16 protein-coding genes are annotated in these 20,458 nt (G+C 59.0%); 3 read left to right on the top strand and 13 right to left on the bottom strand.

All coding sequences use genetic code 11. The annotated features are described in order from the left end of the window. Positions 1-2: 2 nt before the first annotated feature. Together AC5J09_RS04135 and arcA are read right to left on the bottom strand one after the other, a co-directional pair. Positions 3-1,007 (bottom strand): ornithine carbamoyltransferase, encoded by a 1,005-nt coding sequence (locus AC5J09_RS04135; RefSeq protein WP_324764893.1) that lies wholly within the window; start codon positions 1,005-1,007, stop codon positions 3-5. 37 nt (positions 1,008-1,044) lie between these two features. Further along, positions 1,045-2,274, bottom strand: a complete 1,230-nt coding sequence (gene arcA, locus AC5J09_RS04130; RefSeq protein ID WP_494296950.1) for an arginine deiminase — start codon at positions 2,272-2,274, stop codon at positions 1,045-1,047. 772 nt (positions 2,275-3,046) lie between these two features. Between arcA and AC5J09_RS04125 the strand changes: the two genes are divergently transcribed. Together AC5J09_RS04125 and AC5J09_RS04120 are read left to right on the top strand one after the other, a co-directional pair. Further along, on the top strand, positions 3,047-4,447 hold the full coding sequence (locus AC5J09_RS04125; protein ID WP_494296949.1) for a DUF3300 domain-containing protein: 1,401 nt from the start codon (positions 3,047-3,049) through the stop codon (positions 4,445-4,447). A 22-nt stretch (positions 4,448-4,469) separates the two neighbouring features. Continuing rightward, positions 4,470-5,420, top strand: coding sequence for a DUF2950 domain-containing protein (locus tag AC5J09_RS04120; protein WP_494296948.1), 951 nt, complete (start codon positions 4,470-4,472; stop codon positions 5,418-5,420). Positions 5,421-5,574: 154 nt separating this feature from the next. Here AC5J09_RS04120 and AC5J09_RS04115 read toward each other — a convergent pair whose 3' ends face one another. The 5 genes from AC5J09_RS04115 to AC5J09_RS04095 all read right to left on the bottom strand — a co-directional run bounded on the left by AC5J09_RS04115 (position 5,575) and on the right by AC5J09_RS04095 (position 13,649). Beyond that, positions 5,575-6,516, bottom strand: a complete 942-nt coding sequence (locus tag AC5J09_RS04115; RefSeq protein WP_494296947.1) for an amino acid ABC transporter substrate-binding protein — start codon at positions 6,514-6,516, stop codon at positions 5,575-5,577. Positions 6,517-6,542: 26 nt separating this feature from the next. Further along, entirely contained in the window at positions 6,543-7,901 is a 1,359-nt protein-coding gene (gene potE / locus AC5J09_RS04110) for a putrescine-ornithine antiporter (RefSeq protein WP_324764888.1), read from the bottom strand. 29 nt (positions 7,902-7,930) lie between these two features. Continuing rightward, the gene (gene speC, locus AC5J09_RS04105; RefSeq protein ID WP_494296946.1) at positions 7,931-10,294 is read right to left on the bottom strand and encodes an ornithine decarboxylase; all 2,364 of its coding nucleotides are present in this window, start codon (positions 10,292-10,294) and stop codon (positions 7,931-7,933) included. Next, positions 10,281-12,551 carry an Orn/Lys/Arg family decarboxylase gene (locus tag AC5J09_RS04100; protein WP_494296945.1) on the bottom strand — a complete coding sequence of 757 codons (2,271 nt, stop codon included), beginning with the start codon at positions 12,549-12,551 and terminating at the stop codon, positions 10,281-10,283. Before AC5J09_RS04100 ends, speC begins: the two co-directional genes overlap by 14 nt. A 171-nt stretch (positions 12,552-12,722) precedes the next feature. Further along, on the bottom strand, positions 12,723-13,649 hold the full coding sequence (locus AC5J09_RS04095; RefSeq protein WP_494296944.1) for a cation diffusion facilitator family transporter: 927 nt from the start codon (positions 13,647-13,649) through the stop codon (positions 12,723-12,725). A 397-nt stretch (positions 13,650-14,046) separates the two neighbouring features. On the opposite strand from AC5J09_RS04095, the gene AC5J09_RS04090 reads away from it, so the two are divergent. Next, complete coding sequence (locus tag AC5J09_RS04090) at positions 14,047-15,375, top strand: amino acid permease (RefSeq protein ID WP_494296943.1); 1,329 nt, start codon at positions 14,047-14,049, stop codon at positions 15,373-15,375. Between the two features lie 406 nt (positions 15,376-15,781). Here the strand turns inward: AC5J09_RS04090 and AC5J09_RS04085 are convergent, their stop codons facing one another. Genes AC5J09_RS04085 through napE form a run of 6 tightly spaced genes read right to left on the bottom strand, consistent with a single transcriptional unit; the run spans position 15,782 to position 20,412 of the window. Then, on the bottom strand, positions 15,782-16,486 hold the full coding sequence (locus AC5J09_RS04085) for a NapC/NirT family cytochrome c (RefSeq protein ID WP_324764883.1): 705 nt from the start codon (positions 16,484-16,486) through the stop codon (positions 15,782-15,784). Positions 16,487-16,489: 3 nt separating this feature from the next. Beyond that, the gene (locus AC5J09_RS04080; protein WP_494296942.1) at positions 16,490-16,993 is read right to left on the bottom strand and encodes a nitrate reductase cytochrome c-type subunit; all 504 of its coding nucleotides are present in this window, start codon (positions 16,991-16,993) and stop codon (positions 16,490-16,492) included. Then, positions 16,963-19,467 carry a periplasmic nitrate reductase subunit alpha gene (napA, locus tag AC5J09_RS04075; protein ID WP_494296941.1) on the bottom strand — a complete coding sequence of 835 codons (2,505 nt, stop codon included), beginning with the start codon at positions 19,465-19,467 and terminating at the stop codon, positions 16,963-16,965. The genes AC5J09_RS04080 and napA overlap by 31 nt, the downstream gene beginning before the upstream one ends. Beyond that, positions 19,442-19,729 (bottom strand): chaperone NapD, encoded by a 288-nt coding sequence (locus AC5J09_RS04070; RefSeq protein ID WP_324764880.1) that lies wholly within the window; start codon positions 19,727-19,729, stop codon positions 19,442-19,444. The genes napA and AC5J09_RS04070 overlap by 26 nt, the downstream gene beginning before the upstream one ends. After that, positions 19,722-20,222 (bottom strand): ferredoxin-type protein NapF, encoded by a 501-nt coding sequence (locus AC5J09_RS04065; protein ID WP_494296940.1) that lies wholly within the window; start codon positions 20,220-20,222, stop codon positions 19,722-19,724. The genes AC5J09_RS04070 and AC5J09_RS04065 overlap by 8 nt, the downstream gene beginning before the upstream one ends. Positions 20,223-20,229: 7 nt before the next feature. Next, positions 20,230-20,412 carry a periplasmic nitrate reductase, NapE protein gene (gene napE / locus AC5J09_RS04060; protein WP_324764878.1) on the bottom strand — a complete coding sequence of 61 codons (183 nt, stop codon included), beginning with the start codon at positions 20,410-20,412 and terminating at the stop codon, positions 20,230-20,232. Positions 20,413-20,458 lie beyond the last annotated feature (46 nt).

The raw sequence follows: 20,458 nt of genomic DNA, 5'->3' as shown, positions 1-20,458 counted from the left end.
GGTCAGTCCCCCAGAGTTGCAACCAGCAGCGCCTTGATCGTGTGCATGCGATTTTCGGCCTGTTCAAACGCGATGTTCGCTTGCGACTCGAACACCTCGTCGGTGACCTCGAGACCGTTTGATAGCCCGTAGTCATTGGCGATCTGTTTTCCGATAGTGGTCTCGGTATCGTGGTAGGCCGGGAGGCAGTGCATGAACTTGGTCTGCGGGTTGCCGCTTGCTGCCATCAACTCGGCATTGACCTGATAAGGCGTCAGCAAATCAATTCGTTCTTTCCAGACCTCCTTCGGCTCACCCATCGAAACCCAGACATCCGTGTGAATGAAGTCAACTCCCTCCACTGCAGTCCTCGGATCATCCGTGATCATCAGGCGCGCTCCGGACTGAGCCTGAAGTTCTTGCGCGATGGTCTGAAATTCTTCCGAGGGCCACAGAGATCGGGGACCGCAAATGCGCACATCCATACCCATCAAGCAGCCGACGATCAGCAGAGAATGACCCATGTTCGATCGGGTGTCGCCGATATAGGCGTACTTGATTTCGCTGATCGGCTTGTCGCTATGCTCGCGCATCGTCAGGACGTCGGCGATCATTTGCGTTGGATGGTATTCATCGGTCAGACCGTTATAGACGGGCACACCCGCATATTTTGCGAGAGTTTCAACGCCGCTCTGAGAGGCACCGCGGTATTCGATGGCATCGTACATTCGGCCGAGGACTCTCGCGGTGTCCTTGAAAGACTCCTTGTGTCCAATCTGCGAGCCGGCAGGGTCGAGATAGGTGACATTGGCGCCTTGATCGGAACAGGCCACTTCGAAGGCGCATCGCGTACGCGTCGAGGTCTTTTCGAAGATCAGGCAGATTTCCTTGCCTTTCAGGTGCTCTTGTTCGGTGCGCGCATATTTGGCGCGCTTCAGATCACGAGCGAGATCCACGAGGTAACGAAACTCCCGCGGTGTGTAGTCCTGCACGGTTAGAAGCGAGCGATTTCGGAGATTAAAACTCATGGTGTTGCTCCAATTTGCGGAAATTCCGTTTGCAAATTCAGTCGGCCGGCTCTCGCCAGATCGGACACGTCATGCAGTGACCGCCCCCGCGTCCTCGGCCCAATTCGGCGCCGCGGATTGTGATGACCTCGATGCCTGCCTTGCGCAGAAGGGTGTTGGTATACGTGTTCCGGTCGTAGGCAACGACAACGCCCGGTTCGAGGGCAACGACGTTGTTTCCGTCGTCCCACTGTTCACGTTCCGCCTCATATGCGTTTCCACCGGTGGCGATGGTTCGAAGTTTGTCGATGCCCAATGCTTCGCTGACAACTTCGAGCATGGGGCGACTTTCCTGCAGCACCTCGAAGTTTCCCTGGTCGTCGAGAGGGAAAAGGCTGTAACAACGGATCTGATCTACAACGTCTGCGAAGAGCGTCACCACGTCGCGATCGCAGAATGTGAATACGGTATCGAGGTGCATCGCTGCCCGGCTCTTCGGCATCAGGCAACCGATGACGCGAGTAGCGGCGCCTGCCTTGAACAACGCCTTGGCAACCTGGCCCACCGCCTGGTAGGTGGTCCGCTCACCCATTCCCACCAGCAGGATACCGTTGCCGATAGGCATGACGTCACCGCCTTCGATCGTGGCATTTGCAAACTGCTCGTCGGAGTCGCCCCACCAAATGTCGAAGGCCGCGTCCTTGAAGGATGGATGAAACTTGTACACCGCCCTTTGAACCAGGGTTTCCGCGCGCCGTGCGGGCCAGAACATTGGGTTGCACGTTACTCCGTTATAGATCCAGCAGGACGGATCGCGCTGAAACAATGTGTTTGGTATAGGAGGGAGGACGAACTCGGTGGAGTGGAAGGCAGATGCCATGAGAGCCTTGCCCTGTCCTTCCGGAAGGTCTGCAATCGAGATTCCACCGATTAGGAAGGCAGCCAGCCGCCTGGCATCCATTTCCTCCATCCAAGGACGCATAACCTCGGCGATCTGGGATCCCATGACATTCGGGGTGGCCCGGCGATCAAGCACGAACTGGCGCGCTTCGGCATCCATGAGAGTGTCGGTCAGCAGGTCGTGCAACTCCAGGACCTCCACCCCTCTTTCCTGCATTTTCAGGACGAAATCGTAGTGGTCCTTCTGCGCCTCATGCACCCAGACGACGTCGTCGAACAGCAGGTCGTGACAATTGCCCGGGGTCAGTCGTTGATGAGCCAAGGACGGCCCGCAGACCATCACCGTCCTAAGCTTGCCGACTTCCGAATGGACACCGACAGTGCGCATTGGCCATCTCCTTTGGCGACATCGGTCTTTGAGACTTGACGTGCGTTGGTCGCATTTGACGAAAGTCCGGCCGGACGGTCATCCCGGCGCTTGCGAAACTAGGCTTCTCATTTGAGCTCCCGCGCCCTGCATGGCCGGAGCCAAAACAGTTCTCAAGGCCGCGGATAGCCCACGTCTGTATTTCCTGGCGAAACAGAATAATTCTTTGCGCACCGGACGGCATTGATCAGGAACAATTGTTCCTACAATTGTAACTTCCCCCGCAGGATCAACCATGCGCACGGTCGTCGCCCGAGCCAGCAGTGCGGTGGATTTTTTCGTTCTTGATCGCGATCAACGACTTGCCGTTCGATTCCAATTAAAATTGCGCTGCGCCAATCGCAGGAAGGAATCACGAAAATGAGCAAGATTCCAATTAGTCGGGCGATGATGGTGGCCTTCTGTTTGATCCTGGGCGCCGCAGTGCCAGCGCCTGCAGATGAGTATTATGAAGGCGTCGACATCAACCAGCGTCAGATCGACGGGAAACGGCAACCCATTAATACTTACCTCCTCAAGCGGAGGGCAGCACAGGAACGGCCTCCGGCGGCTACCGGCTCAGTGCCAAAGCCTGCACCGGCAACGCGCGCACCGACAACAAGCACCGTTCGCCCGTAACCTAGTGCAGTTGCATGCAATAGGCGTGGGGACAGTCGATGCCGAGACCGGGGACATCTTGACGTCAGCGCGATCTTGATAATCGCGGAAGGGCCCGCGTCCGGGAGGCGAAAACATGATCAAAGGCACCACCTTTGCACTCGCGAGCGCCCTAACGCTCATGCTGTCGATGCAAATCGACGCCTCACTCGCACAAGAACCGTCAAAAGCTGCAACTGATACTACGACATCAACCCCGGAGCCGTTGAGTGACGACGAACTGGAGGTCCTGGTGGCGCGGATTGCGCTCTATCCGGACGAACTGGTCGCGCTGGTTTCTGCCGTATCGCTCTATCCCTTGCAGATCGTAGAGGCGGAGCGGTTTCTCGAGAAGCGCAAGAAAAGCCCCGACCTGAAGCCGAAGGAAGACTGGGACGGCAGCGTCATTTCACTGCTGAACTATCCCGAGATCATCGAGATGATGAGTGAAGATCTCGAATGGACGCAGACCTTCGGCGAGGCGATCGCCAATCAGCAGAAGGACGTGCTGATCGCCATCCAGCAGTTGCGCGACGAGGCGGTCGCCAAGGATATTATCAAGACGGACGACAAGATGAAGGTGGTCGAGGAGGGAGACAACATCATCATCCAGTCGGCGAGCCCCGAGACCATCTATGTGCCGCAGTATCCGCCGGAGATGCTCTACGAGGCGGATTACGCGCCGGCTCCGATCGACTATTATGACGACCCCTATCCCTCCTATTACTATCCGGGCGCGGCCTTTTTTGCAGGCGCCGTCACCGGCGCGGTCTTCGGCGCCATCGTCGACTGGGACGACTGGGGTGTCTGGGGCGGCGACTGGGGCGGCGACATCGATGTCGACTGCAACAAGTGTTTCAACAGCATCGACTTCGACGGCAAGGTCAATTGGAACGACATCGACTGGAAGAATGTCGACCGCAGCAAGCTCAGCTTCGACCGCGACCAGCTCCAGAAATTCGACCGGACGAACATCAAGAACAACATCAAGGCCAATGGTGACAACAACCTGCGCAACCGCGCCGCGGAGATCAATCGCGAGCGGCCGCAGGCACGCGCAGGCGGCGGTGGGGGCCAGCTCAAGGACGTGCGCAAGAGCACGCTCGACGGCCTGAAGGCGCAACCGAGACGGGACGCCGCGGCGCGACCCGCCGCACGGGCCGGCGGCGGACAGGCGGTGGCAAAGGTAAAATCCAGCGGCGCGAAACCCGGAGCCAACCGCCCCAAGGGCAAGAAATCCTCCGCCAACCGGCCGGCAGGCAAGAAGAAGATGGCCTCGAAGGCGCAGAACAGGCCGAAGAAACCGTCCGGGCTCGGCAACGTCAACTCCGGACGGCGAGAGGTATCTGCCTCGCGGCGCGGCGGCCACAGTATGGGCGGCGGGCAACGTGGCGGCGGGCGGCCGCAGATCAGCCGCGGCGGCGGCAGGCCGCCGATGGGGGGCGGCGGACGCGGCGGTGGTCGCGGCGGTGGCGGCCGCGGCGGCGGCAGACGTTGAGCGGGCTGCGAGAGGCAGGACCATGATCAAGCTATTGCACACACTTCTCCTGGGATCGGCGATTTCGCTTGCTCCCCTCCTCGCCCCGATCGATGCTGCTCTCGCGCAGACAGAGGGACCAGCAAGCATCTACGACTATGCCGCTGCGGGAGAGCCGCCGGCGTTCGACGATCCGGCGAACGCGGTGGAAGCCTTCAAGTCGGCCCTTGCCGCCAATGATTTCGACGGTCTGGCACGACTTCTGGGCCTGAACGCGACACAACTGAAAGCGGGCGAAGGGGCGATGGAGACCTTCAGTCTAATTCGCGAGGGTGCGGCCCGCAACATTCTCGTGCGCGATCTCGACAATCGAAAGATCATCGTCATCGGCGACAGGCTTTGGCCACTGCCGTTTCCGATCGCCAAGGACGAGGGCGGCAGATGGGCCTTCGACACCTATGTCGGGCTCGAGGAGATCGTTAACCGCCGCGTTGGCGAGAACGAGCTGGAGGCGATCGAGACCGCGCGCGCCTATGTCGAGGCGCAGAAGGACTATGTATTGCAGGACCGCGATGCGGACGGGGTTTTCGAATACGCTCAGAAGCTGATCAGCAGCCCGGGCCAGACGGATGGGCTCTACTGGCCGGCAGACCAGGGGGATGGCGAAAGCCCGGTCGGTGACGCTATCAGCGACGCCGCTCTGGAAAAAGCAAGGGCCGGAGAAGGCTATTTCGGTTACCGGTTCCGCATCCTGACCTCACAAGGCGACAATATCGCCGGCGGCAAATACGATTATACCATCAACGGGAACATGATCGCTGGCTTCGCGCTGATCACCTGGCCTGTCACCTATGCCGAAACCGGGGTCAAGACCTTCGTCATCAATCAACAGGGCATCGTCTACGAACGGGATCTCGGTCCGAGCACCGAGGCAATCGTACCATTCATCGACCGTTTCGACCCGGATGACAAATGGAGCGTAGTCACTGATTAGGGAAGAAGGCACGTCACTAGCATCCTGTTCAAGCTGGGAGGTGCATTCCTTCTCGGCGGTCTCACGCACCAACTGCAGGAATTCAACAGGGCGAACGCACGCCTTCAGGCAAGCCCTGTTGGAGCTATATTGAGCGAGCTACAATCCGCCGATATTATTCAGGCAATGTTGTCTGCCGAAAGAAAGTGACAATGGTTTCGTCGGGCGGGCCGAACCATTGGGTGAAGAACTCACGAAAATCCTCAGATCGGAACGTCTCGCTCAACGAGCTGTCGACAACGAGACGAAAATCCTCGTCACCGCGGGCGAGTGCCAGTGCAATCGGCTCGTAGGTGAAATGGCGGTCCAGCACGATCAGGTTTCCTGAGCCTTCACTGCGAGTAGCGGCGTCGAGAAGAAGCGGCAGGTCACCGAAGAGAACGTCGGAGTTTCCGGCTAGTATCCTTTCGATGCCTTGCTTGTAGTTTTCGACGGGCGACACGCTCGCGGAGAGCTGGAACGTCTTAACGCGCTCCGCCAGCCAGGTTTCACTGGTCGTGCCGGCGATGGAGGAGAACGTTTTTTCCTCAAGTACCGTCCGCGCGGGGGAACCGCGCCAGATAGGCCGATCCGAAGGTTGGCCCTTTGTGAGTACTTCCCGCAGGGCAACGGGGGAATTGGCGCTCACGACCGCTCCCGTCCCACTTGGAAAGATAGCGATGGAGAAGGAAACGTCCTTTCTGTGGTTCAACGTGACGGGCTCTGCGCCGCAGAGCAAGTCTATTGAACCCTCTCGCACGGCCTGAATGCCCAGCCCCGTGTCCTGTGGGAGCCATTCTACCGCAAGATCCACAAGCCCTAGCTCGGATTTAACCTGATCAACGATTTCCGTACAGAGTGCGACGGCATAGCCGACGACTTCACCGGGCTCACTTTCGAAGGAGAAAGGTCGCGCATCCGTCTCGTATCCAAGCTTAAACGTTCCGGCGCTGCGAATGCGCTCCAGCGTCTGCGCTTCGGCCGACGTCCAAGAGGCTGCAGCGACAGCACACATGGCAAGCCCACCAGCAATGGATCGCCTGCCCGGATGGCGCCACCGATCGGGTGCGTTTTGCATAGTTCTCCCTCCCGAATTGCCAATCATCAAACCGTCCGCAACGTCTCTTGCTTGCTTATGAACCGAGGCGCAATGAGGCCGTAAATGATAAAGGCTATACCAGTCACGAGCATGCCGCCCATCACAGCATCCTTGCCGGATGCGTAAATCGCAAAGACGCTATAAAGCATCCCCACCATAGCGATGGCCGCGTTCAAACGGTACTTGCCCTCGGGAACCCCGGCCGCCTTCATCATGACGAAGAGCGCGGAAAGGGAAATGATGTAGGGCAGCACGTTTGTAACGACAGCAAGGTTCACAAGTGAGGCAAATTGCTCGTTCAGCGTCGGCGAAATCGTCATCAGTGCCAATAAGGTCTGAACGATACCCATCACGATCATGCCAGTGACGGGCGCCCCTGCATGGTTCACTCGCGAGAACAGGGCCGGGAACATGCGCTCATCGGCGGCGGCCTTCGCGGTCTGGGCGATAGTGAACTGCCATCCCAGCAGCGATCCTAAACAGGCGAGCACCGCGAGAGCCATGATAGCCGAGCCGATCGCTGGACTGAACATTGTGGCGTAGGCAAGGGCGAACGGGCCCGTGGAGGCGGCAAGATCGGCATTCGGCACGATCCCCTGAATCACGGTCGTAGACAGGACGTAGATCACCGCTGCCCCTAGCGTCCCGAACATGCAGGCAAGAGGCACATCCCTCTTGGGGTTCTCGACTGCATTGGAGTTCTGCGCGGCCGATTCCATCCCTAGGAAGGCCCATAGCGTCAGCGAAATGCTCGAGCCCATTCCTTGCCCAAGCGTCAAACCTTTCGGATTCCATGCATCCGTAAAAATTTGCGAACTAAACCACAGCCAACCAATGATCGAAATTAGTCCGACCGGTATTATAACGCCCCAAACAGTGACCGATCCGATGCGGCCCGTTATCCGCGGTCCCGCAAAGTTGGCGACCGTCGTCAACCAGAGCAGAGCGATCAAGCCTATGCAAGTCATGACGGGGGTCGAGGTCAGCCATGGGAAGAAACCGGCAAGATACCCGACGGCCGAGATGCCGATCGCAACGTTGCCTATCGCCAGAGACAGAAAATAGAGAAAGAACACCAGGAAGTATCCCGGCCTACCGTAAGCATCCTCGGCATAGGCCGACATTCCGCCCGGACGCTGATTGAAGAGACCCGCTTGAGCGAAGCCAAAGGCGATTGCCATAGATCCGATCGCCGTCACCAGCCATGACAGAAGGGATATGGCACCGATCTGCGCCATGTTTGCTGGCAGCATGATTATGCCTGAGCCCATCATGTTCACGGCAACAATAAACGTGAGCTGCATCAGGTTCATCTTCTTGGGCGCGGCCGCTGCAGCAACGACACTGATTGAATTTTCAGACATGGCCTCGGTACTCCCCTTGTGCGAGGCAGTCATTCGCGAACGGTGTATGTGTAGAACTTGATCTGCCCGTCGACGCGTTCCTGAAAAACTCCCTGGACCTCGTAGTTGAAGCCAGGAAAGCGGTTGAATGATTCTTGAAACGCCAGGAAATAGTCGCGCATCGGCTTTGCCCGATCGTCCCACCGCTCTCCAGGTACGATTACCCCGATCCCGGGTGGATAGATGAGTGCGAGAGTGGCGGAGATACGGCCAGCGGCTTCCTCGAGAGGAATATAGTCCACGTCATTTGCAACCAAAGCCTCACAGGCCCGTTTCGGGGACATTGCAGGCTCGGGGAAACTTTCCGCTCGGAAGCAGAGGCGTTGCAGCTCCTTGACGCCGGCCTGCCGATAGAATCCATGCATTTCGGCGCAGACCTGACGCAGCGTATAGCCGGAGTAGCGCTCCCTGTTTGACGCAGTGACGGTCGGCAGGACTTCTGCGAGAGAGGCATCCCGGTCCCAGAGGTTCTTGAACTTTACCAATTTGGCGATGAGAGTGTTGATCTTGCTCTCGTCTTCCGCCGGGGTCAGTAGGAACAGCAAGCTGTTGAGGTCGCATTTCTCAGGAACCACACGCTGCTCGCGCAGATAGTTCGCGACGACGGTCGCGGGAATGCCAAAATCGCGATAGTGGCCTGTCTTGCGGTCGATGCCTGGCGTCAGCAACGTAAGTTTGTTGGGATCCACCATCACATATTCGTCTGAATAGCCCGAAAAACCGTGCCATGCGGCCTCCGGTTTGAAGCGCCAGCATTGCTGCTCCCGTTTGAGCAACGCGGTCGGAAGGTCCTCCCAGCGGGCATCGACAACATCCTGAGTGTGCTCCGATGCGGATATGGTGACCACATCCGGCACAAAGGGATCGAAGAACCAACGCTCTTCGGGACCATTGCCAGTAGACTCGTAGTGGCGAACGAACTCGCGGAACTTCTTGCGCGCTTCGATTCCCAGATCGATGCAGCGGTCCCAGAGTGCCTCACCTGCCTTGCCCTCATGTATCTTTGCATTCACGTCCAAGGATGCGAACAGTGGATAGAAGGGCGATGTCGAGACATGCATCAACAGGGACTCGTTGAACCGCTTATGCTCGATGAAGCGGCGTTCGCCTCGAATGTGCTCGTCGCGCTTGTGTATCTGCGAGGCTTGTGAAAAGCCTGCACCCTGCTTGTGGACCGACTGGGTGGAAAAGAGCCCAGGCATATCCGGCCCGAGCGCCTCGAGCCGCATCGGGCTGTGGTCCCTGAACAGCGGATGAAATGCGTTGTAACCGATCCAGGCCTCATCCCAGAGCACGTAATCGCATAAGTGCCCGATCTTCTCCATGACCTTGCGGACGTTGTAGACCGTGCCGTCATAGGTAGCGAGCTGAATGCAGGCGAGGCGGAATGGCCTCTCCCCCTTGGCTCTTTCCTTGTTCTCTAACAGAGGATGGTTCGCGATACGGTCGCGCAACTCGGCTTCATCCCACGCATCCCAGTCCACAGCACCGATCATGCCGAAGGGGTTGCGGGAGGTTGGTAGATATACGGGTATCGCTCCAGCCTGGACGAGCGCTCCCTGGTGCAGCGACTTATGATTGTTGCGGTCGAAGAGCACGAGGTCCCCTGCCCGCAGGACAGCGTTGGTGACGACCTTGTTGGACGTACTGGTGCCGTTCAGGATGAAGTAGGTCCGGTCCGCGCCGAAGATCTTGGCCGCGTTCTTCTGGGCCTCGACCGCCGGACCTTCATGGATGAGCAGATCTCCCAAGTCGACGTCCGCATTGCAGAGGTCGTTGCGAAAGATGCTTTCCCCGAAGTACTTGAAAAAGAGTTGCCCGGTTGCCGACTTGCGGTAGAACTGGCCACCTTGGTGGCCGGGACAATCGAAGGCTATGTTCGCTTCTCCATCATAGGCCATGAGGCCGCCAAAGAACGGGGGCAGCAGTGTCTTGCCGTAATTGACCAGGCTGGAGATGATCTGTTTGGCGTAAAAGGCGGGTGTTTGCTGCCCAAGATAAACAAAGCCGTCCACCTCCCCCGCCATCTCGGCTGCTTGGATGTCGGCGGTGCCCCGCAAGTCGGCAAGCGCCCAGAGCGGTGTGCGGAAGCCCTGCTTCCTGACAGCTCGAACGAAGTTGCGAGCGTCCTCAATTCGCCCATTCTCGACCGAGCCGATATAGGCTCCGACGGACGCGTCCTCGGACACATCACCGTCGAAGCTGTCGCGAAGTTCAACATCAAATCTCTCGGAAGCGATTTGATCAAGAAGCTCTCTAGTCTGCGCGTTGGCTCCGTCCACTATCGCTACAACCTTAAGCAGCTTGTGAAACGGAATGGCCACGGTTGGCGCCTTCACGTCACGCGGTATCATCACGTGCCTCCACGGTCACGCAATCCACGAGATACCGCCGCCCTGCTGTGCCGGGTGCGAAACGGAGCCCGTGGATGTCGGTTTCAAAACCAGGAAACTTTCTGTCGAATGCACGTGCATAGAGGAGGTAATTCTGGATGGACTTCGTGGCAGCGGTAACCCGCTCACCCGGCATGATGAGCGGGATGCCTGGCGGGTAAGGAACGATCATCACTGCGAGAGTACGGCCCATGAGTTCGTCGATCTCAACGCTTTCTACGCGCCCTTTGACCAGGTGCTCATAGGCATCTGCCGGCCGGAGCGCCATTTCAGGCAGGACCGTGTACATGTCCCGTTGCGCCTGTGGCACACCGTCCTTGCGATAGGCTTCGTGAATACGCGCGCAGAGATCCTTGAGCCCCAATTCCCGATAGGCTTCCGGATGGGCTTCCACGAGAGCTGGAAGAGCACGAGTGAGTGGTGCGTTGGCGTCGTAGAGATCTTTGAAATTGATGAGTTCGGTAATGAGAGTGCTCCATTTTCCCCGCGTGATTCCCATGGAAAAGAGAACCAGGAAGGAATAGAGCCCGGTCTTCTCGATTTCGATTCGGCGCGACGACAGGAATTTTGTCACCACGGCTGCGGGGATGCCCTGCTCCAGCATGGTGCCGTTAGCGCTAAGCCCTGGAGCAAGAATGGTGACTTTGATCGGATCGACCATCACATGATCTTCGGCAAGGCCCTCGAATCCGTGCCAGGTATCTCCCGGTCTCAGAAGCCATTCCGCCTTTGAACCGCTTGGCGTTTCGTCGGCGATCGGGGGCTCCCAGATCTGGAACCACCATGAGCCGTTGAACTGGTTCCTGACGCTGTTGATGGCCCGGCGGAAGCTGATCGCCTCGTCGATGGTTTCCTGTACCAGCGCCCGACCAGCGGGAGGCTCCATCATCGCAGCGGCAACGTCACATGAGGCGATGATTCCATATTGTGGCGAAGTCGACGTGTGCATCATGAACGCTTCGTTGAAGCGCGTCATGTCCAGGCACTCTTCCTCGGCATCTTGAACGTGGATCATCGATGCCTGCGAAAAAGCCGCAAGAAGCTTATGCGTCGACTGTGTCGCAAAGGTTATCGCGCGCCGTGAGCGAGCCGGGCTCGCGGAAGAGATCGCATGATAGCCGTCGTAAAGCTCATGGAAGTTCGCATAGGCATACCAAGCCTCGTCAAAATGCAGGACGTCGACAGATTCGCCAAGCGATGCCTTGATGCCGTCGACGTTGTAGCAGAGCCCGTCGTAGGTGGAATTGGTCACCACCATCAGCCGCACTCTACCATGCGTTTCGTCGGCAAACGGGTTGGCCGCGATCTTCTCCGCGATCGCTTCAGGTGTGAACTGTTCCTTGGCGATTGGCCCGATTATCCCGAGACCGTTCCTCGACGGCGTCAGGTAGATTGGGGTCGCGCCCGTCATGATGAGGGAATGGAGAATTGACTTGTGGCAGTTGCGGTCGCACAGCACAAGATCGCCGCGGCTCACCATGCCATGCCAGACGATCTTGTTCGCGGTGGATGTTCCGCCGACAACGAAGAGCGTCTCGTCAGCACCGAAGATGCGCGCGGCGTTTCGCTCCCCCTCGGCGATGGGACCGGTATGGTCGAGAAGCGAACCGACACTTCCCACGGACACGGAAATATCCGAACGCATCGTGTTTTCGCCGAAGAACTCATAGAAAAGCTGCCCTACCGGGCTCTTGCGAAAACCTACCCCGCCCCCATGTCCCGGAGTATGCCAGGAATAGGCGCCGTGGAGCGTATATTGCATCAGCGCCTTGAACATCGGCGGTGGCAGCCGATCGAGATAGTTGTGCGCCGCGCGGGTGATCGTGCGGGCCATGAATTCGGGGGAGTCCTCGAACAACCGCATGAATGCGTTTGCGTGGCGCAGCACGTTCGCTGGCACCATCTCGGCGGTCGTATCGTCTCCAAAAAGGAAGATTGGCAGGAGATTGTTCTTGGACCGTTTGGCGGCGAGGACCTCGCCTAAAACTTCCAATCGGGTGGCACGGTCCTCACTCCCATCGACTGAGACGAGCCAACACGATTCTGTGTTGAAGACATGAACGAGGCGGCGCGCATCCTCATAGGTTACCCCTCCGACGATGCGATAACCTTTCTTTTCGATCGCATCCGCCAGGTTCCGCATACCGCGCCCGGCGGCATTCTTCCCTTCGAAGTCGTCGTCGATTATGGCAATAGGGAAGGCCCTGTAGAACTCCATGTTCCAGCCTCCTGCCGATCAAGGTCTTGGCGTCACTCGCCTAGTGCTAAGCCTCTGCAATGGCACAGTGTTACATCCGACATGCTCACGCGTCGTTGATTCGGATCAATAGGACGACGAAAGCTTTGGAGAGGCGAACAGGGAACCTGCCGGAGTCGAAGCAGGTCTCAGCTACTCTGCCCAACTCGGATCCGCAGTAAATGCGATGGTGAGCCAGCGATCCTGGCTCTTGTCTCCGATCGCTGCGCCAACTTCCTCTCGGATTTGGTCCCATTGTTCGATAGTTCTCGCTGGAAGGTTCCTTGGCACGAGGAAATGAAGCTCAACTTGCGTGGCGCGTCCGACCTTCGCCACATACGCCCGGTGGGATAGAAAGCCGTGCCGCCGCGCTGTCTCGCCGGCCACCTGATCCACGCGCGCCATCAGATCGGCTGGGGTCATGAGCAAAATATCAGAAAGGGCCTGCCGCACGGTGCCGATCGGCAGAGGAATGATCACAAGGCAAACAAGGGCCAAGACCCCGGGATCCACATAGCGGGCAAGCCAACCAAACGACTTGCCGGATACCGCCTGCCCGATAAGGAAGGCGACCAGCAAAGCCAGTGCAATCCCGCCGGACATCATCCAGGCCTTTACGTCGAGCGTGATGAATTGCGATCGAAGCTTGCGGTTGACCCTCGTTCCAAGCGTGGCCATGACGGCGCAGGCGACGACCGTGACGGCCGAATAGACGATCGCGAATCCAAACTGAAGATCATGGCCGCCGTTCAAAATGCTGATTAACGCGCTCACGAGAGCATAGACCGCTACTGTCATCAGCAGACTGCCGTTCAGGAGGAGGACGATGGGTTCAAGGTGCCAGAAACCCATCGTAAACCGGCTGCTCAACCGCCCAGGACGGGCGCTGCTCTCGGCTGACCTCACAATCAGGCTGGAGACAAACAGCGCCAAAATCGTCATTCCAGCATCCGCAAGGGAATAAACACCGTCAAAGGCGATCGAGAACGATCCGGACAAAAAGCCGAACACAATTCCAAAGCCAGCCACTACTACGGTTGCAGCGATCGACGCGCGCAGGAAACCTTGCTCATCCACCATTCGCTCCCTGAGGATTTACCTCTACGACATCGCGAAGCATTTACAGGTGTAGCTCTCCGCGGCCGCAGGGCAGTTGATCGCCATCGGCTGCTAGGGACAAACCGCTTCTCAATGAGCACCTCGAACAAGACCATAAAGGCGTCGGGATAGTATAGCTCAAGGGCGGTCAATTCATCTACGGCTTTCGCCTGCTAGTATTGAGCTTCGTTCGTCTCGCCATCTCAGTAACATCCGAAGCTTCCCTCTTTCGTATTGCGTAAAATTCCAATTCGCGAGAATGTGAGCTGTCGAACGTAGGGCAGCAGACCTTAGGCAGAGGTGGCTCGCGTTGGCTGTCTCTGTCGGAGAGAAACTGGCGCGACCACCTCATGAGCACCGCTCTCGAGGGGGATCCAGCATGTCGACACCCGAACATGGTAAAGGCCTGGGTTTGGCCGCATGCACCGCGATAGTCGTTGGCAACATGGTCGGATCGGGCTTCTATCTCTCTCCGGCCGCGATCGCTCCTTACGGCAACCTTGCTATTCTAATTTGGATCATCATGGGAGCGGGCGCGATCTGCCTTGGTCTCACCTTCGCGAAATTGGCCCGCCTGGCGCCCGTCGTGGGCGGGCCTTACGCCTATACTCGATTGGCCTATGGAGACTTTGCAGGTTTTCTAATTGCATGGGGGTACTGGATTTCGATCTGGGCCGCACTGCCCGTCATCGCAGCAGCCTTCGCCGGCGTCGTGCTTGATCTCTTCCCATTTATACACGGTCGCGCAGTGGCGGTCTGCCTTACCTTGGGCGTGATTTGGACAGTGGTTCTCGTCAATCTACGCGGCGTCCACGCGGCCGGGCTTTTCTCCGAAATCACCACCTATGCAAAGATGATACCTTTTGGTGCAGTTGCCATACTCGGTCTGCTGTACATCGACACCTCTCACTTTGCTGAATTCAACCCCAGCGGTCTGCCGCTGCTCCAAGCAAGCGCCGCTCTCGCTCCGCTGACGATGTTTGCCTATCTCGGGCTTGAATCGGCCACCGTACCGGCCGGTGATGTTCGCGACGCAGAGCGAACCATTCCCCGCTCAACCGTGCTTGGAATAAGTATCGCTGCCACGCTTTACGTCTTCGGCAGCATCGTCGTCATCGGACTTGTGCCCAGAGAGGAGCTGGTAAATTCCGTTGCTCCCTTTTCAAAGGCTGCCGGGATCATGTGGGGTCGGTCCGGCGAGCTTGCGATTTCCCTGGCTATTGTCGTGTCTTCCATCGGAGCCCTGAACGGCTGGACACTCCTGATGGGCCAGGTGCCGATGGCCGCCGCTCAGGATGGTCTCTTTCCGCCATTATTCAGCAAACTATCGGGGCGCAACGTGCCCGCCATCGGGATCATCGTTTCGGCACTACTTGCCACACTGCTTGTGCTGCTTCAGGTGGCTGGCTCCCAGGGTTTCTCATCGATCTACCGGCTTTTCGTGGGGTTGAGCACAATGACCGCGGTAGTGCCCTACGCCTTTTGTGCCCTTGCGGGCAGCCTTGTCTCAGCACGTGTCACCAAAGGCGCAATCGTACCGCGCGTCACCATCATTGAGCTTATCGCTTTTGCTTTTGCCATGTTCACACTTTATGGCTGCGGAGCAGAGGCCGTCCTTTATGGTCTGATCCTGCTGCTGCTCGGAATTCCGGTGTTCATTTGGCAGCGACGGCGCAGTGGGCTGGCGGGCGATGAACACGAAGAGTGAATTACCCCGTCTTGACCGTGCCAGAGCCATTTTCGCCTGAAGAAGCGCTGCTGGATTTTGTCACTTGATGTGAGAATCAGCGGCTCGAGACAATCGCGGGGAAGTGGTCTGAAGTAGACTGGTTTTGCCTTTCAGCCTACGTCTCCTTTGGGTGGGTCCGGCGGCGCAGTTCGCCCCGTTGCGGTCACTTCTGCGAGCGCTGCTCTATTTGTGAACGGCTGGCTGCTTAAATCGCGCCTTCGCGCGCCATTTATGCCAAAGCGACTGCCGAGGAGGCAATCCCGTGTCGGCGGAACGGGCACGGATTTCGCTAATCGTCGTAACCTGGTCGTGGGCCGCGCACAACGCCGTGCCAGCAGGCATCCTTCCATCTGAAACAAATCGTCCTAGGTCCGCACAGCTGGCGTCAATGTTCGGATGCGACCATTCTATGGGCGTTATCCATGGCCTTCTTCAGGTCATCAATCGCGGAAGCGGAGGGCAGCGTCTCTCCTTCGAGTTCGGGCGGCAGCTTCCATCCGGGCTCAACGCCCTGCATGTTGGGCAGTTCGTGAGCGATGCCCTTATGGCAGTCGATGCAGGTCGCCCTGCCCGGCAGCAGGTAACGCGTATGGATTTCCGCGGCACGCTGGGTCTGTTTGGAAAGGTCCATCGCTGCCGACGAGTGACAGTTGCGGCACTCGAGGCTGTCGTTGGCCTTGAGCCGCGCCCATTCGTGCTTGGCGAGTTCCAGGCGGTGGTCGAGGAACTTCTCGCGCGTATTGATGGTCCCGAAAATCTTGCCCCACACTTCCTTCGAAGCCTGCATCTTGCGGGCGATCTTGTCCGTCCATTCATGCGGCACGTGGCAGTCGGGACAGGATGCCCGGACGCCCGAGCGGTTGGAGAAATGAACCGTGCGCGTAAGCTCCTCATATACGTTGGCCCGCATCTCGTGACATGATACGCAAAACTCCTCCGTGTTGGTCAGCTCCAACGCGGTGTTGAAGGCGCCCCAGAAGATCACGCCACCGACGAAGCCGCCGAGCGTCAAAAAGGCGAGGCTGAGCGTTGCGGCCGGCGTGGTCAGAATCCTCCACACCCAGAGCAGGAGGCGCTTTATCCGAGCCATGGCCTACTCGCTCCCCGCCTGCTTCACGCCCATCTCGCTCATGTCCCGGAAGGTGTTGCCCACGAGCGGTCGCACGTCGGCCTGCGGCACATGGCAGGTTGTGCAGAAGTAACGCCGCGGCGAAACGTCCGCGAGCATCTGCCCCTCCCGCGTCATGTAGTGGGTGACGCTGATCATTGGCGCGCCGGATTCCTGCGTGAGTTCGCGCTTGTGGCAGGATAGGCATCGGTTGGTGTTGACCGAAAGTTGATAGCCCTCGATCGAGTGCGGGATGATAGGCGGCTGGTCGGGATAGGCGCGCTCCTTGCGGACGTCGTCAACGACCCATTTCGGGATCGGGTGCGCCGCTACGTCGCCCATTTCCTGCGGCGGGCCGGAAAGCTCCGGCACCCGTTTGTCGGCCATTTGCGCGATTGCTCCCGTTGCGACGAACAGGATCGCCAATAGCGCCCCCAGCATCGGTCCAGGGGTTCTCATCATGCGACAGAGACGATTTTGACCGCGCATTTTTTGAAATCCGTCTGTTTGGAGATGGGATCGGTTGCGTCGAGTGTCACCTTGTTGATCAGCCTGCTGGCGTCGAACCAGGGTACGAAGATGACGCCCGGCGGCATGCGGTTGCGGCCGCGCGTCTCGACGCGGGCGCGAATCTCGCCGCGTCGGGAAACGATCCTGACCTCCGCGCCCTGGTTGATACCGCGATCGCGGGCGTCACCGGCATTCATGAAGCAGACGGCACCGGGGAACGCCTTGTAGAGTTCCGGCACCCGCATCGTCATCGAGCCGGAGTGCCAGTGCTCGAGGACGCGGCCCGTCACCAGCCAGACATTGTATTCGTCGTCGGGAGATTCCGCCGGCGGCTCGTAGGGAACGGCGAGGATCACCGCCTTGCCGTCCGGGCGACCATAGAACTTCACGCCCTCCCCCGGCTTCACATAGGGATCGTACCCTTCCCGGTAGCGCCAGAGCGTCTCCTTGCCGTCGACGACCGGCCAGCGCAGGCCCCGTTCTTCATGGTAGCGGTCATAGGGCGCTAGGTCATGGCCGTGTCCGCGCCCGAAGGAGGCATATTCCTCGAAAAGGCCTTTCTGGATGTAGAAGCCGACGGCCTCCGCTTCCCGGTTGGCATATTCATTGTTGATTTCGCTTGCGGGGAAACGGTCGACATTGCCGTTCTTGAAGAGCACATCGTAGAGGGTCTTGCCCCGATAGCCGGGATTGGCGTCGAGAGTCTCGGGCGGCCACACTTCGTCGGTGGTAAAGCGCTTGGAGAACTCCACCATTTGCCAGAGATCGGAACGTGCTTCGCCGGGGGCATTCACCAGCTGGTGCCAGACATGGGTTCGGCGCTCCGCATTGCCGTAGGCGCCTTCTTTCTCCACCCACATGGCAGCCGGAAGGATCAGGTCCGCGCTCATAGCGGTGATCGTCGGATAGACGTCGGAGACGACGATGAAGTTCTCCGGGTTGCGATAGCCCTGATAGGTCTCGTTCTGCGTATTGGGAGCCGCCTGGACGTTGTTGTTGACCTGCACCCAGTAGAAATTGAGCTTTCCGTCCTTCAGCATCCGGTCCTGCTCGACTGCGTGGTAGCCCGGTTTCTCGGGAATGATGCCGTAAGGCACGCGCCAGATCTCCTCGGCATGCTTGCGGTGCTCCGGGTTTGCAACGGTCATGTCGGCCGGCAGCCGATGGGCAAATGTGCCGACCTCGCGCGCCGTTCCGCAGGCCGAGGGCTGTCCAGTGAGCGAGAAAGGGCTGTTGCCGGGTTCGGAGATCTTCCCGGTCAACAGATGGAGGTTGTAGACCATGTGGTTGACCCAGACGCCGCGCACATGCTGGTTAAAGCCCATGGTCCAGAGCGACATCACCTTGCGGTTGGGATCGGCGTAGAGATCTGCCAATTGTTCGAGGAACCCAGCCTCGACCCCCGTGAGTTCGACCACCTTGTCGAGCGTGTACTCCGAGACGAAGGATTTGAAACTCTCGAAGTCGCTCGGCGTCATTTTCGCCGCATCCTTGGCGTTCACGGCTTTGACCTCGAGCGGATTATCAGGCCTCAGGCCATAGCCAATGTCGGTCGCGCCGACCATGAAGGTCGTGTGCTTGCTGACGAAATCCTCGTTCACCCGCCCTGTCTGGATAATGTGATTAGCGATGTAGTTAAGGATCGCCAGATCGGTCCCAGGTTTGAAGACGATCGGAATATCCGCAAGATCCATGCTGCGATGGGTGAAGGTCGAAAGAACCGCCACCTTCACATGCTCATGGCCTAGCCTTCGATCGGCGAGCCGCGTCCACAGGATCGGATGCATCTCGGCCATGTTCGAACCCCAGAGCACGAATGCGTCCGCGTGCTCGAAGTCGTCATAACAACCCATCGGCTCGTCCATGCCGAAAGTGCGCATGAAGGCATAGGCCGCCGAGGCCATGCAGTGGCGGGCATTCGGATCGAGATTGTTGGAGCGGAAACCGGCGCGCATCAGCTTGGTCGCGGCATAACCCTCGAAGATCGTCCACTGCCCGGAACCGAACATGCCGACGGCGGTCGGCCCCTTCTCCTTCAGCACCCGCTTCGCCTGCTCGGCCATGACGTCGAAGGCCTCGTCCCAGCTCACCGGCTCGAACTCGCCGTCCTTGGCAAAGGCGCCGTTGCGCTTGCGCAGGAGCGGCGTCTTCAAACGGTCGGCGCCGTACATGATTTTGGACAAGAAGTAGCCCTTGATGCAGTTGAGGCCGCGGTTCACCTCGGCCTGCATGTCGCCATGTGTGGCGACGACCTGTCCCTCCTTGACCCCGACCATGACGCCGCAGCCGGTACCGCAGAAACGGCAGGGCGCCTTCGACCACTTTATCTGAAGTGCTTCGACGCCGCCCGGCACGGGCTGCGCCGCCGCCGGAAGCGCGATCCCTGCCGTAGCTGCGGCGATGCCGGCCGCATGCGCCTTCAACATTTCACGCCGCGTCAGTTCGCCGGTCATGGCCGACCTCTCCTTGAGTTTCGACATGCTCAAACACCATGTTCGCTGCCACCACGCCCTCGAGCATCCCGATGCGCGAAAGACTTTCGCCGAGCATTCCTGTGCTCGTGCCCTCGATCACGACGACGATCTTTCCCGCCTCATGGGCGTAAACGTCGACGTTCGGCATCTCGGTGAGACTTTCGACGACACGCTCCCGCATATGTGGCATCGTCACGATAACCGCGCTGGATATATGATAGGACGCGCTCCGATCAGACATGGGCGCGCTCCCACTCGACCTCGCGAATGCCGATCGCCGCCACCGGACAGACGGAAAGACAGGCGCCGCAGCCGGTGCAGGCCTCATCGCTAAGCTCGGGTGAGAAGGGTCCGCCGGCACGCGGACGGAAGCGGATCGCCTCTGTCGGACAGACGTCGCGACAGGCCTGGCAATCGGTGCGGTTCCTGGCAAGGCAGCTCTCGCCGATCATCGCGACGTGGGGAAAGTATCCCAGCCGGCCGGTGAAAACCGGCTCGGGACAGAGTTCCGCGCATTGACCGCAAAATGTACACTCTGCGACGGAGAAATCGAGCGCCGGGCGATCCGAGATCAACCTGATGATGTGCGTCGGACAGGCGTCGACACACCTCCCGCAGCCGGTGCAGGCATCGAGGCTCGCAGCAGTAGTTCCGGGGGGACAGACACGATGGCTTGGCGTGTCGTACCGGCCGCGCAAAAAATTCCGTCTCGATGTGTCCGTGCCCTCGCCCATGCCGCCCTCAATGTCCCGGCGGCCCCGGCGGCCCGGCGACGATCTGGAACATCCAGATGAGAAAGCCGTAGGCGCCTACGAACCCCACGGCAACAAGTGGCCAAATGCCGAAGGCCAGCACGAGAAAGGTGATGAATTCTTGTCGCCGCAAGCGTGACAGGTCCGCCGTTGTCTGGTCGGCATCGGACATCTAGGCGTCTCCTCTCCAAACGCAGCGCCTCACAGAAGGCTAGGGC

It is taken from the genome of Sinorhizobium sp., assembly GCF_059070375.1.
Note: the sequence above shows the minus strand (reverse complement) of the source record. Positions and strands in the feature narration are given on the sequence as shown.

Bases quoted from the DNA above. Each gene is read 5' to 3' on its own strand.
- AC5J09_RS04120 (WP_494296948.1), top strand. From the start codon at position 4,470: ATGATCAAGCTATTGCACACACTTCTCCTGGGATCGGCGATTTCGCTT.
- AC5J09_RS04135 (WP_324764893.1), bottom strand. From the start codon at position 1,007: ATGAGTTTTAATCTCCGAAATCGCTCGCTTCTAACCGTGCAGGACTAC.
- AC5J09_RS04085 (WP_324764883.1), bottom strand. From the start codon at position 16,486: ATGGCTCGGATAAAGCGCCTCCTGCTCTGGGTGTGGAGGATTCTGACC.
- speC (WP_494296946.1), bottom strand. From the start codon at position 10,294: ATGATACCGCGTGACGTGAAGGCGCCAACCGTGGCCATTCCGTTTCAC.
- AC5J09_RS04080 (WP_494296942.1), bottom strand. From the start codon at position 16,993: ATGCGCGGTCAAAATCGTCTCTGTCGCATGATGAGAACCCCTGGACCG.
- AC5J09_RS04065 (WP_494296940.1), bottom strand. From the start codon at position 20,222: ATGGGCGAGGGCACGGACACATCGAGACGGAATTTTTTGCGCGGCCGG.
- potE (WP_324764888.1), bottom strand. From the start codon at position 7,901: ATGTCTGAAAATTCAATCAGTGTCGTTGCTGCAGCGGCCGCGCCCAAG.
- AC5J09_RS04100 (WP_494296945.1), bottom strand. From the start codon at position 12,551: ATGGAGTTCTACAGGGCCTTCCCTATTGCCATAATCGACGACGACTTC.
- AC5J09_RS04095 (WP_494296944.1), bottom strand. From the start codon at position 13,649: ATGGTGGATGAGCAAGGTTTCCTGCGCGCGTCGATCGCTGCAACCGTA.
- AC5J09_RS04090 (WP_494296943.1), top strand. From the start codon at position 14,047: ATGTCGACACCCGAACATGGTAAAGGCCTGGGTTTGGCCGCATGCACC.
- arcA (WP_494296950.1), bottom strand. From the start codon at position 2,274: ATGCGCACTGTCGGTGTCCATTCGGAAGTCGGCAAGCTTAGGACGGTG.
- AC5J09_RS04115 (WP_494296947.1), bottom strand. From the start codon at position 6,516: ATGCAAAACGCACCCGATCGGTGGCGCCATCCGGGCAGGCGATCCATT.
- AC5J09_RS04070 (WP_324764880.1), bottom strand. From the start codon at position 19,729: ATGTCTGATCGGAGCGCGTCCTATCATATATCCAGCGCGGTTATCGTG.
- AC5J09_RS04125 (WP_494296949.1), top strand. From the start codon at position 3,047: ATGATCAAAGGCACCACCTTTGCACTCGCGAGCGCCCTAACGCTCATG.
- napA (WP_494296941.1), bottom strand. From the start codon at position 19,467: ATGACCGGCGAACTGACGCGGCGTGAAATGTTGAAGGCGCATGCGGCC.
- napE (WP_324764878.1), bottom strand. From the start codon at position 20,412: ATGTCCGATGCCGACCAGACAACGGCGGACCTGTCACGCTTGCGGCGA.